Origin of the sequence: uncultured Flavobacterium sp., assembly GCF_963975005.1 — a bacterium.
Classification (GTDB): Bacteria; Bacteroidota; Bacteroidia; order Flavobacteriales; family Flavobacteriaceae; genus Flavobacterium.
Genome location: NZ_CAXBFR010000009.1, coordinates 31,307 through 44,009 on the forward strand (window position 1 = coordinate 31,307; position 12,703 = coordinate 44,009).

The window sequence follows — 12,703 nt, forward strand, 5'->3', positions numbered from 1 at the left end:
AAATTCTGGTTGCCTTTTTTATTTTTCTTTAAATAAACTTTCTATTTTATTTACTCTTTTACATATTTAACTTGAAAATAAGAATCTAAATATGCTGATTGTAAAATTAAATTAGTTTCATTAAGTGAAATTATATTGCAAACCCTAGTTGGAAAATCTGCTTCTGGTATATTTAAAGTTAATTTTTGATTTAATTCATCGTAAATGTATGTACCTGTTAAATTTGAAATTGAGGATTCTGTTCTGCAATCAGTTTCATTTAAAATAATTAAATTTGACCAAGAATACACTGGAAACCAATTTCCCCAATTATCAATATCTGAAGACAGTACAAGTTCTCTTTGTTCAATAGCCTTCCAATTTCCTATTAATGAAATTAAAGCACTAGTATTAGATTCTGCACTAGTATTTGATTGAATACCATCATTATCTTTTGAGCAAGACACTAAAAATAAGACACACAAAATTGAAGTAATTAATTTTTTCATATAAGCATAGTTTATATCAACTTATAAATATACAATATAATTTTTATTTTTAATCAATAATTAACACTTGTCTTTAGATTCAATTTAATAATCTTGTTACCTTTGAATAAATAAACTAATAATAATGTATTCTGAAACTAATTTCAGAACAAAAATTCAACATAAAATGAAAAAATTAAGTGTATTAATCTTAGGATTAGCTTTTGTGACTTTTACAAGTTGTAAAAAAGAAGAAAAAACAGAAACTCCAACCGAAACTAAAGAAGAAGTTAAAGGTTTGACTATTGTAAATGATTCTACAAAAGTAAAATGGACTGCTTTTAAAACAACAGACAAAGTTGCAGTTGGTGGAAGTTTTACTCAAATTGAATTGAAAGATGTAAAAACAGGTAATTCTCCAGAACAAGTATTAGAAGGTGTTGCGTTTTCTATACCAGTAAGCAGTTTGTTTACAAATAATCCTGATAGAGATTCTAAATTAAAAACATTCTTTTTTGGAACTTTAAAAAACACTGAATTATTATCTGGAATTTTAAACTTTAGAGATAATCAATTGTTTATGACGCTTTCTATGAATGATGTTACTAAGCAAATTCCATTAGAATACACTTTTGAAAACAATTTATTAAGTATGAAAACTACTTTAAATTTGAATGATTTCGGTGGTGAAAAAGCTTTAGCTGCAATCAATAAAGTTTGTTATGACTTACACAAAGGTCCTGATGGAGTAAGTAAAACTTGGGAAACCGTAGATATTATGGGAGAAGTTTTGTTTCAATAATTTATTATTCTAATAAAAAAACCACTTTTCATTTAGAAAAGTGGTTTTTTTATGTATTATAAATTCATTTTAAAGTCATCGATGATAGGATCAGCTTTTTCTCTGTCTGCTTCATTGATGAAAATTTCAACTGCTAAATCGGTATTACCAAAACCAGCTACTCTTGCTGATTGCAAATTATTTTTAACTAAAGTGGTAATTTCTTTTTCTTGTAATTTTGCGTCCAAAGCCATTGCAATGATTTCGCTTCCTGAAAATATTTTTACTAGTGCCATTTTATTTTATATTAAGTAATCGTTTGTTCAAATAGTACAATAAATATACAAAAATTATTCGTCAAATTCTATGAACATAGGTTCAATCATTATTCTTTCTGCTAAAGCTTCTACTCTTTCTGTTATTTGATTACAAAAGAATATTTTTTGAATTCTTGGCATACTATCAGACATTCTTAATATAGGAGAATCCATTCTATTTCTAAACAAATTATCTGCATCGTCAACTATCATTACTTTTAAGCGATTTACATTGAAACCTGCTGAAGAAAACATGAAATTTAATTTATTTGCTGTTCCGACTAATACGTCAATTCCGTCTGAAATTTGATTTTTGTCTTCGTCTAAATCCGTTTTATCATGAACTCCATAAACTCTTACTTCATTATCTTTTCCTAATTGTTTGAACAATTCTACCATTTCTAAAACTTGAGGCTTGTCATCAACAAAAACTAAAGCTCTAGGAGATTGTTCTTTAGGCTCATTTAATTTTTGAATTACATTTAAAACAATAGTAGTCGTTTTTCCTGAACCTTTTTTAGATTGGATAACTACATCTGCTCCACTTTTTATAGTAGAAAATGTTTCTTGTTGTAATTCATTGGCTTCTGTTAATCCGTTTCGAATTAATCCGTTCTGAAGTCCTTGATTTATTTTTTTTAATTTCATTATTTTAGTGATTCGTGATTGGCAAATAGTAATTAGCTGGTTACTAATCACTTTTTACTAATTACTCAAAATTATTTACTTGCGAACATTTTTACATCATTTTCAGAAATCTCTGCTCCTCCTAAAATTATCAACCTTTCTACTACATTACGAAGTTCACGAATATTTCCAGTCCAATCGTATTCTTGTAATAGTTTGATAGCTTGTTTTGAAAAACTTTTAACCAAATTACCTTGTTCTTCTGCTATTTTATTAGTAAAATGTTCAATTAATTCCGGAATATCGTTTCTTCTTTCGTTTAATGATGGAACATTAATTAAGATTACAGCTAAACGATGGTATAAATCTTCTCTGAAGCGACCTTCTGCTATTTCTTTTTTCAAATCTTTATTAGTAGCAGCAATAACTCTAACATCTACTTTAATATCTTTATCTGCTCCTACTCTTTGTATTAAATTCTCTTGTAAGGCTCTTAGGACTTTTGCTTGAGCCGGCAAACTCATATCGCCAATTTCATCTAAAAAAATGGTTCCTTTGTGAGCAGCTTCAAATTTTCCTGCTCTGTCTTTTACAGCTGATGTAAAAGCTCCTTTTACATGACCAAATAATTCACTTTCTATTAATTCACTTGGAATTGCTGCACAATTTACTTCGATAATAGCTGCTGCTGAACGATCACTTTTTTCGTGTAATTGATGAGCTACTAATTCTTTTCCTGTTCCGTTCGGCCCTGTAATTAAGACTCTTGCGTCTGTTGGAGCAACTTTATCAATCATAGTTCTAATATGATTAATTTCGTCGCTATTACCTATCATTTGATAGTTCTTACTGACTTTTTTCTTTAAGTTTTTATTTTCAACTACTAGTTGTTTTTTATCTAAAGCGTTACGAACTGTATTTAACAATCTGTTTAAATCTGGTGGTTTTGAAATGTAATCAAAAGCGCCTAAACGCATTGTATTTACAGCTGTTTCTAAATCTCCGTGACCTGAAATCATAACCATTGGAATTTCAGGCTTGATTTTTTTTACAGCTTCTAAGACTTCAACACCATCCATTCTTGGCATTTTAATGTCGCACAAAACCAAATCATAGTCCTCATTTTTTATCTTTTCGATTCCTTTTAATCCATCTTCTGCTTCTTCTACTATATAACTATCGTTTTCTTCTGAAAGAATTTTTGTTAGCACTCTGCGAATCGTTGCTTCGTCTTCAATAATTAGTATTTTTGGCATCAAGTTTAGGATAAATGTTATTCACAAAAAATTATGAGCAAAGTTAGTAAAAAATAAAGACAAATGGCTATCTAACCCTGATGGGAATGGCATCTTTTTTATCTCGTTTTAAAACGAGATAAAAAAATAGAATGGACAGCAAGAATTACATGACTAGATAAAGCCCAAACCTGCTGTTTCTAAAAATTTTATTTATTTATAATATGAATATCTCTTTGTGGAAAAGGAATTGCGATATTATTTTGTCTAAAAGCTGCATCGATTTTGAAACGAATATCACTTTGAATTTTTGGACTTTTCATTCCGTCATTAACATAAAAATATAGCGAAAAATTAAGCGATGAATCGGCAAAGTCTTCAAAAAGCACTAAGATTTTATCTTCTTCCACAACTCCTTCTGTGTTTTTTGCACAGTTTTCTAAAACTTGTTTTACTAGATTTACATCGCTCCCATAAGCTACTCCAACTTTTACCTGTTCTCTATTTGTGGTTGTATTCTGTGTCCAGTTGAACAAAATATCGGTCATGAATTTATTGTTTGGAATAACCATAACTCTATCGTTTCGGGTAACCATTCGAGTTGTTCTCAAACGAATTTCTTTTACAACACCTACTTTTCCATCCACTTCTATAATATCTCCAACATGAAGAGATTGGTCTAAAATCATCAAAACGCCAGAAATAATATCTAAGAAAAAGGTTTGAAGCGCAAATCCAAGTCCTACAAATAATGCTGCCGAAGCTGTTAAAAATATTTTCATATCTACCCCAGAAATATCTAGTGTAAACATGATAGCAAAAACATAAACAAGATATTTTATAAATTGAAATACACTAATAAACTTGTTTTTATCTACTTCTGGTAATTTTCGAGTTACAAGTTTTCTAATTAATCTTAGAATTATACTTGTAAAAAACAAAGTACCGATTAAAAATAAAAAGTTTAGTAAGGTGAAATCTAAATTTTTAGTATCAATTAATTTATAGTTTAATATATCCATTAATTCTTCCATATTCTAGTATTTTAACCATTTGTATAATTCTTTCCAAGTTGGTTTTTTTCCATACATAAGTATCCCAACTCTATATATTTTTGCAGCAAACCAAACAACAAATATAAAGGTTGCAAACAAAACAACTATGGAAAGTATCAATTGCCACAAAGGCACACCAAAAGGTATTCGCATTAACATAACAATTGGTGAAGTCAATGGAAATATAGAAAACACAGTTGCAATTGTTCCGTGTGGATCATTTAGAACTGTAAAAAATCCAATATAAACACCTAATATCAATGGCAAAATTATTGGCAACAAAAACTGTTGTGAATCAGTTTCAGAATCAACTGCAGCTCCAATAGCTGCATAAAAGGAACTGTAAAGAAAATAGCCTCCAATAAAATAAATTATAAAACTGATTAATAAAGTTGCAATTGGCAAACTCTTTAATTCATTAATATACAAGGGGATTTTCGCTGCAAAACCAGAAACTTCTGCATTTGCTGCCACATCGGTTGATGATGCTCCTACTTGCATGCCTAAAACATAAGAGAGTACAAAAAACAAGATTCCACCCACTATAGCCCAAATTGCAAATTGAAGAATTCCAGCTAATGAGTTACCTATTATTTTTCCCATCATTAATTGAAATGGTTTTACTGATGAAATAATAATTTCTATAATTCGGTTTGTCTTTTCTTCAATTACGCTTCGCATTACAAAATTTCCGTAAATAACAATGAACATCATGATCAGATAACCAAAAGCTCCACCAATAATTAGTTTAATTTCATTAATTCCTTTTACGGTTTCTTCTCCAGAAAATTTTGAAAGTTTTAAATCAGAATTCACTGTTGCTTCTTCAATTTTTTTGGCATCAAAACCTAATATTTTTAATTTATCTGATGTTAATGTAGAATCTACAATATGCTCAACATCTGTAATAAAATCTATACTTGGGCTGTCTTCTGAAATGAATTCTACATTTTTAGCCAATTGCTGAATAGAATCTACTTTTGGAATATATAACAAACCGTCATAATTGTTACTCGCTGTGTCTTTTGCCGTTTGAAAGGACATAAACGAAATATCAATATAATGCGTGTTTTTATCATTTTTGAATTCATTTTTGAACAATCCAGTTTCATCATGAATAGCAATTTGTGTGGCTTCATCTTTATCCATTGAAGCTAAAAAACCAACAAAAACACCAATTCCTACAAATAATAATGGACTTAAAAATGTCATTACTATAAAGGATTTGTTTCGAACTTTGGCAATAAATTCTCTTTTTATAATTAGGGATAATGTGCTCATTATTTTATAGTTGCTTTTTTTATTTACCTTTGGCTAAAGTCAAACGGCAATGATTGTTATATATAAAATCTGCATTCAGAAAACTGCAAACTTTCTTATTTACTTACAGTTTGAATGAATATATCGTTTACACTTGGAATTTTCTCTAAAAAATGAGTTACTTGACCGTTTTTGGTTAAAATACTCAACAACTCATTGGAATGATGTTCTCCTAATTGAATATCTAATTTAATATCATCATTCAACGATTTGAAATTTGTTTGACCTACTTTGAATTTCTGTGTTAAATCATACATTAAACCTTCTACGTTTGGAGAAATTATTCCAACTTCAAAAGTATTGGTTCTGAATTCTTTTTTAACATCAACTAACTTACCTTCAATAAGTTTATTTGATTTATGAATTAAAGCAATGTAATCACACATTTCTTCAACACTTTCCATCCTGTGTGTTGAAAAGATGATAGAAGTACCTTGTTTGTTTAATTCAATAATTTCGTCCTTTATTAAATTAGCGTTTACTGGATCGAATCCAGAAAAAGGTTCGTCTAATATTAATAATTTTGGTTTATGAAGTACGGTAACAACAAACTGAATTTTTTGAGCCATTCCTTTTGAAAGCTCTTGTATTTTTTTGTTCCACCAACCTTCTATTTCTAATTTTTCGAACCAATATTTGAGTTGTTTATTTGCATCTTCTTTAGAAAGTCCTTTTAACTGAGCTAAATATAAACACTGTTCTCCTACTTTCATGGTTTTGTATAAACCACGTTCTTCTGGCATATAGCCAATATGTTGTATATCTGAAGGTCTTAATTTTTTTCCATCCAAATAAACCTCTCCAGAATCTGGCATAGTAATTTGATTGATGATTCGAATTAAAGTCGTTTTTCCTGCTCCATTTGGGCCAAGTAAACCATAAATACTTCCTTCTGGAATAGTAAAACTAACATTATTTAGTGCTTTATAATCACCAAATTGCTTATTTACATTTTTAACTTCTAAGATAGAATTCATTTAAAAAAGAGATTTATTGTATTAGTAGTAATACTTAGTTTTTGTTACAAAAAAAAAACCCACCTTAATGAATAAACTTTAAGATGGGAAAAATTGCTATGAAAAAGAAAAATTCACTTTCCTAAAAAAGTGATTTTCAAATGTAATTAAATAAATTTAATTACGAAAACATATCTTTAACTTTTTCAAAAAAAGATTTATCTGATTTTTCAGGTTTGGGAATAAAGTTTTCGTCTGATATCATATTTTCAAAGAAATTCTTTTGTTCTTTGTTTAATGTTTTTGGTGTCCAAACATTAACATGAACAAGTAAATCTCCATTTCCATATGAATTAATACTCGGAATTCCCTTTCCTTTTAATCTTAATATTTTACCCGATTGAATTCCTTCATCTAATTTAATTCTAACTTTTCCTGAAACTGTATCGATTTCTTTTGAAATTCCTAAAGCAGCTTCTGGAAAACTTATGTATAAGTCATAATGAAGATTTTCACCTTCACGTTTTAAAAATTCATGCTCAATTTCTTCAATGGCTACAATTAAATCACCCGGAATACTATTACCTCCTGGTGCTTCATTTCCTTTTCCTGAAACTTTTAATTGCATTCCATCTACTACTCCAGCTGGAATTTTGATTGAAACAGTATCTTCGTCAACCAACATACCAAACGCATCAGCACCTTCTGGTTTTTTGTCTAAAATTTGTCCTGAACCTTGACAAGTTGGACAAGTTGAAGCTGTTTGCATTCTTCCTAAAATAGTATTAGAAACACGCATAACTTGTCCTTGACCATTACAAGTAGAACAAGTTCTAAAAGTAGCACCAGGAGCTTGTACTTTACGCTTTACTTTTACTTTTTTCTCAACACCATTAGCTATTTCTTCAAGTGTTAATTTTACTTTTATTCTAAGGTTACTTCCTTTTACTCTACGTTGACCACCTCCATTAAATCCGCCACCGAAACCACCTCCAAAGGCACTTCCAAAGATATCTCCAAATTGGCTAAAGATGTCATCCATGTTCATATGTTGACTTCCTCCTCCAAATCCACCAGCGCCATCAAAAGCAGCGTGACCCATTCTGTCATAACGTGCTCTTTTGTCAGCATCACCAAGAACTTCATAAGCTTCCGCAGCTGTTTTAAAATTCTCTTCCGCTTGAGCATCACCTGGATTCTTATCGGGATGGTATTGAATTGCTTTTTTTCGGTAAGCTTTTTTTATTTCTTCTGGAGTTGCAGATTTGCTAACACCTAATATTTCGTAAAAATCTTTTTTCATATTTTATATAAATTCCAATAAAAAACTCCATACTCCAATAAAAATTGACATCTGGAATAGATTTGGATTACTATTATTGACCAATTACTACTTTAGGAAAACGAATAATTTTATCTCCTAACTTATATCCTTTTTCGATTACATCTACAATTTTACCTTTCATATTAGGAGAAGGTATTTGTGTAATTGCTTCTGCAAAATCTGCATCAAAGACATCACCCGCTTTTAATTCAACGATTTCTAATCCTTTAGAAACCAATGTAGATTTTAATTTTTCGTGTATTAATTCTACTCCTTTTATTAAAGTTTCATCTTCAGATTTTGTAATTTCAATCATAGCTCTATCAAAATCGTCTAATACAGGTAACATAGACTGTAAAACTTCTTGGTTAGCTGATTTGAATAAATCGATACGTTCTTTAGCTGTACGCTTTTTAAAATTGTCATATTCGGCAAAAAGACGTAAAAATTTATCTTTTTCCTTTGCCAAATCTTCCTGTAATTGTTCTTCAATCGATAACTCAGGCTGTTGTTCTTCTTGATTTTCTGAAAGAGTTTCTGCGTTTACTTCATCTTTCTCAATGTTTTCAGCACTTTCTTGATTCATATTTTTGAATATTTTTTTAAACATTTTTGCTTTTGTTGTAATATAGCAAATGTATTGCCATTTCTTATTTAATGTCAAATTGTCACAAAACAAAATATTAAGACTTAAACTGAAATTTTTAATATTTATTAATAATTTATTATATTTGAAGTAATTAACATTTTAAACCTAAATTAAGTATATGAAAAAATTAACACTATTAGGATTAGGACTATTATTCTTTATTAGTTGTAAAGAAGAAAAAGAAACGGTTGTATCAACTACCATTGACCAAAGTATTAAAGGGAAGTTTGAAGTTGACTCAACTTCTTCGATTGCTTGGGTTGGATCAAAACAAACAGGAAAACATTCGGGAACAATCAAAATTAAATTCGGTGAATTTAGTGTTGATGATGGAAAAATTATTGAAGGAAAATTTGTAATTAACATGAACACTATCTCTGTAAACGATTTAGAAGGAGAAGATAAAGCTAAATTAGAAGGCCATTTAAAAGGCAACAGAGATGATGTTGAAGATCATTTTTTTAATGTAGCAAAATATCCTGAAGCATCTTTTGAAGTTTTAAACTTTACAAATGAAAATGGGATTGACATGCTTGAAGGAAATTTAACAATCAAAAACAAAATCAACAAAGTAAAATTCCCAGTTTCATTAACTAAAGTTGATGATGTTGTTACAATGACTTCGCCAGAATTTAAAATTAACCGAACACTTTGGGGTGTTAATTATGGTTCAAAATCTATTTTTGATGATTTAGGTGATAAATTTATTGATGATGATATTTCACTTCAACTTGATTTGAAAGAAAAAAAATAAATATTAATTCAACTAAAAGCACTCAAATTGAGTGTTTTTTTTTATTTCAATAAATTAGTTAAGGCTTTCTCTAGTGTAGCGTATTTAAACTGATAGCCTTGATTTAAAATCTTTAAGGCACTCACGCTTTGACTTGAAAAAACTAAAATATACATTTCTCCCAACATCATTTTCATTACAAATTTTGGAATATTAGGCAACCATAAAGGTCTTTTTAAAACTTTTGCAATTTCTTTAGTCATAGATGAATTTGTAACTGGATGTGGTGCAACAGCATTATAAATGCCATCTAATTCACTAACTTGAGTATAATAAAAAATATTCACTAAATCTTCAACGTGTATCCAAGATTGATATTGTTTTCCTGAACCAAAAGCTGCTCCTACTCCATATTTAATTGGTGTAACCATTTGCGGTAATGCTCCGCCCTTGTTAGAAAGCACAATTCCAATTCTAATTTTTGTCACTAAAATAGTTAGTTTTTTAAAAGCATCAACTTCATTTTCCCATTTTTGTACTACTTCTCCTAAAAAGGAATCATCGACTCCAGTATTCTCCTCATTATAAATAGCTCCTAAACTATTAGGATAAATTCCTATTGCAGATGCAGAAATAATTTGAGTAACTTTATTAGGATTCTTTTCTAAAGTCGAAAATAGCAACCTTGTGGGAATCGTTCTACTGTCAAGAATTTCCTTTTTGTAAGAAGACGTCCATCTTTTGGCAACTGTTGCTCCAGCTAAATGATAAATCACTGAAACTCCATCAAAAGCATTGATGTCTATTTCATTCGTTGTTGGGTTCCAATAAAAACCCTTATAATTTTCTTTTGTAACTAATTTATCATTTGAGGTTGATAGGTAATTTACTTTAACATTGTTTTCGTGCAAAACTTTCACCAATTCTTGCCCTATCATTCCGGTTGCACCTGTTATTAATACTTTCATCTTTTTCTTTTTATTCAAAGTTACGGAAGAAATAATCAAATCAATAGGTATTTAACTACTCTTAACAGATGTTTCTTTTTTTGGATTGTTACATTTTCAGAATTTTAATATTTTGGCTAAAGTCATTTGTTAAATTTATTATTAACCATTGGCTAAAGCCGAACTGCAATTGAAAATCCTATTTGGAATTTAACTATTGAGATTTAACCTTTACACTCCATTCAAATTGCATTTCTGATACTTGATCTCCTTTTTCATCTCTACCAATTGAAGTTAACCAAATGGTTTGCCCTTCATTTGTTTCTATGGCTTTTTGAATTATATCTTTAATTGAAGCACCTTGATTGCACTCAAATGTAATTCTTCCTTTTGCTTTTTTGGTAAAAGTTGATTTGTTATTTGCAACTAACATCGAAATATTTTTACCACTTTCTTTAACTTGATACATAACTAAAACACCTGTTGTAAATTCTGCAGCCATTGCTTGAACAGCAAAATACATAGAATTAAAAGGGTTTTGATTAAACCATCTGTGTTTAACTGTTGATTGACAAACTTCGTCAGAAATTGATTTTGCTCTAACGCCACACCAAAAAGCTGATGGCAATTTATAAAACATATATAAGTTCAATTTGAATGGAGAAATACTCATGAGTTGTATATTTTTCGCTAATGTACAAAAAAATACAATGCACGCATACTAACGATTAAATGTTAAATAAATGTTAATTATTAGTACTATGCGTAACATAATACCATCTAATAGACATATATTTGTATAAGAAAATAATAGGTTAAGGAATTTATTAGTTTCAATCATCAATAATATTGGACTCAAAATCGATCAGAAAGTTCTGAAATACTGAAATAAATCAGTTAAAAATTCAACAGATTCTGAAACGAGTTCAGAATAAATCAAAAAATGAATAGTAACTTAAAAAAAACAAAAGTGAATTATGAACATTGAAAACACAAAGGCTCAAATGAGAAAAGGTGTTTTAGAATTTTGCATTCTTTCAGTATTAAAAGTAAAAGATGCATATACCTCTGAAATCTTAGAAACATTAAAAGAAGCCAAGCTATTAGTCGTTGAAGGCACAGTTTACCCTTTATTAACAAGACTAAAAAACGATGGATTATTACTTTATCGTTGGGAAGAATCAACATCTGGACCACCAAGAAAATATTATGGGTTAACAGATGAAGGAAAAGAATTTTTAAACGAATTAGGCAGTACATGGAAAGAATTATCCGATGCTGTGAACACCATAACAAACTAAAATTAAGATCATGAACAAGACAATAAGTATAAATTTAGGAGGGTTCTTTTTCCATATAGACGAAGATGCTTACAGCAAGCTAACCCGCTATTTAGATGCCGTGAAACGTTCGCTTTCTCCAGAAGGTAGAGATGAAATTATTAAAGACATCGAAAGTAGAATTGCTGAACTTTTTCAAGAAAAAATTAAAAATGAAAAACAAGTAATTAGTTCTAAAGAAGTTGATGACATGATTGTTATTATGGGACAACCGGAAGATTATAAAATTGACGACGAACCAATAAACAACTCATATAATAGTTCTACTTATAATTACACCAATAACGGTGGTACAAAAAAACTATATAGAGACAAAGACAACTCAATAATTGGTGGCGTTTTATCTGGAATAAGCCAATATATAGGTGTAGATCCAATTTGGTTAAGAATTGTTATGGCAATTTTATTAGTATTCTTTGGAACAGGCTTTTTTATCTATATAATTTTATGGATAATTATTCCAGAGGCTAGAACAACAACCCAAAAACTAGAAATGCGTGGAATGCCTATTAATATTACTAATATCGAGAAAAAAGTAAAGGAAGGCATTGACGATATTACTTCAAAAATAAGCGACATTGATACTGAAAAAATGATGCATAATGCAAGGAATGGTTCTCAAAAAGTAGGTTCTACTATAGAAGATGTTTTTACTACTATCTTTAAAATTATTGGTAAATTGTTGGGAGGTTTTATCGTCTTAGTAACTTCAATTTCTTTAATTGGATTACTTATCGGTACCATTTTTATGTTCTTCTCAACTACTCTTGACCATGTAAGCATGCCTTGGAATGAATATTTGAGAGCAAGTAATTATACTGATTTTCCAATGTGTATATTGTATATATTTTCCTTTTTTGCTGCTGCTATTCCAACCTTTTTCTTCTTTATTTTAGGAATGAAATTATTGGTAACCAATGTAAAATCAATTGGAAATTATGCTAAATATAGT

15 protein-coding genes are annotated in these 12,703 nt (G+C 29.4%); 4 read left to right on the forward strand and 11 right to left on the reverse strand.

The genetic code is table 11. The features are described from left to right. Nucleotides 1-50: 50 nt before the first annotated feature. A complete protein-coding gene (locus AACZ53_RS02220; RefSeq protein WP_339834282.1) occupies nt 51-488 on the reverse strand; it encodes a hypothetical protein in 438 nt (145 codons plus the stop codon). Nucleotides 489-654: 166 nt separating this feature from the next. On the opposite strand from AACZ53_RS02220, the gene AACZ53_RS02225 reads away from it, so the two are divergent. Then, nucleotides 655-1,269: a YceI family protein gene (locus AACZ53_RS02225; RefSeq protein ID WP_339834283.1), complete on the forward strand. Its 615-nt coding sequence runs from the start codon at nt 655-657 to the stop codon at nt 1,267-1,269. A gap of 56 nt (nt 1,270-1,325) precedes the next feature. Here the strand turns inward: AACZ53_RS02225 and AACZ53_RS02230 are convergent, their stop codons facing one another. The 8 genes from AACZ53_RS02230 to AACZ53_RS02265 form a co-directional block, all read right to left on the reverse strand. After that, nucleotides 1,326-1,544 carry a DUF2007 domain-containing protein gene (locus AACZ53_RS02230; RefSeq protein WP_026718103.1) on the reverse strand — a complete coding sequence of 73 codons (219 nt, stop codon included), beginning with the start codon at nt 1,542-1,544 and terminating at the stop codon, nt 1,326-1,328. A 54-nt stretch (nt 1,545-1,598) separates the two neighbouring features. Continuing rightward, nucleotides 1,599-2,213 (reverse strand): DEAD/DEAH box helicase, encoded by a 615-nt coding sequence (locus tag AACZ53_RS02235; protein WP_339834287.1) that lies wholly within the window; start codon nt 2,211-2,213, stop codon nt 1,599-1,601. A 71-nt stretch (nt 2,214-2,284) separates the two neighbouring features. Next, nucleotides 2,285-3,448, reverse strand: a complete 1,164-nt coding sequence (locus AACZ53_RS02240) for a sigma-54 dependent transcriptional regulator (RefSeq protein WP_339834288.1) — start codon at nt 3,446-3,448, stop codon at nt 2,285-2,287. A 188-nt stretch (nt 3,449-3,636) separates the two neighbouring features. After that, on the reverse strand, nt 3,637-4,461 hold the full coding sequence (locus tag AACZ53_RS02245; RefSeq protein WP_339834290.1) for a mechanosensitive ion channel domain-containing protein: 825 nt from the start codon (nt 4,459-4,461) through the stop codon (nt 3,637-3,639). 3 nt (nt 4,462-4,464) lie between these two features. Beyond that, the gene (locus AACZ53_RS02250; protein ID WP_339834291.1) at nt 4,465-5,763 is read right to left on the reverse strand and encodes an ABC transporter permease; all 1,299 of its coding nucleotides are present in this window, start codon (nt 5,761-5,763) and stop codon (nt 4,465-4,467) included. Nucleotides 5,764-5,858: 95 nt separating this feature from the next. Continuing rightward, complete coding sequence (locus AACZ53_RS02255; RefSeq protein ID WP_339834292.1) at nt 5,859-6,779, reverse strand: ATP-binding cassette domain-containing protein; 921 nt, start codon at nt 6,777-6,779, stop codon at nt 5,859-5,861. A 160-nt stretch (nt 6,780-6,939) separates the two neighbouring features. Beyond that, nucleotides 6,940-8,061 (reverse strand): molecular chaperone DnaJ, encoded by a 1,122-nt coding sequence (gene dnaJ / locus AACZ53_RS02260; RefSeq protein WP_339834293.1) that lies wholly within the window; start codon nt 8,059-8,061, stop codon nt 6,940-6,942. A 73-nt stretch (nt 8,062-8,134) separates the two neighbouring features. Continuing rightward, complete coding sequence (locus AACZ53_RS02265; RefSeq protein WP_026718096.1) at nt 8,135-8,692, reverse strand: nucleotide exchange factor GrpE; 558 nt, start codon at nt 8,690-8,692, stop codon at nt 8,135-8,137. 157 nt (nt 8,693-8,849) lie between these two features. On the opposite strand from AACZ53_RS02265, the gene AACZ53_RS02270 reads away from it, so the two are divergent. Further along, a complete protein-coding gene (locus tag AACZ53_RS02270) occupies nt 8,850-9,485 on the forward strand; it encodes a YceI family protein (RefSeq protein ID WP_339834297.1) in 636 nt (211 codons plus the stop codon). A gap of 41 nt (nt 9,486-9,526) precedes the next feature. On the opposite strand, the gene AACZ53_RS02275 is transcribed toward AACZ53_RS02270, so the two are convergent. After that, complete coding sequence (locus AACZ53_RS02275) at nt 9,527-10,432, reverse strand: TIGR01777 family oxidoreductase (RefSeq protein WP_339834299.1); 906 nt, start codon at nt 10,430-10,432, stop codon at nt 9,527-9,529. Between the two features lie 193 nt (nt 10,433-10,625). Continuing rightward, nucleotides 10,626-11,084: a DUF4442 domain-containing protein gene (locus AACZ53_RS02280; RefSeq protein WP_339834300.1), complete on the reverse strand. Its 459-nt coding sequence runs from the start codon at nt 11,082-11,084 to the stop codon at nt 10,626-10,628. Nucleotides 11,085-11,388: 304 nt separating this feature from the next. On the opposite strand from AACZ53_RS02280, the gene AACZ53_RS02285 reads away from it, so the two are divergent. Further along, nucleotides 11,389-11,712 (forward strand): PadR family transcriptional regulator, encoded by a 324-nt coding sequence (locus tag AACZ53_RS02285; RefSeq protein ID WP_026718092.1) that lies wholly within the window; start codon nt 11,389-11,391, stop codon nt 11,710-11,712. 10 nt (nt 11,713-11,722) lie between these two features. After that, nucleotides 11,723-12,703 (forward strand): PspC domain-containing protein (locus AACZ53_RS02290; RefSeq protein WP_339834302.1); only part of this gene is annotated, 981 nt, incomplete at its 3' end.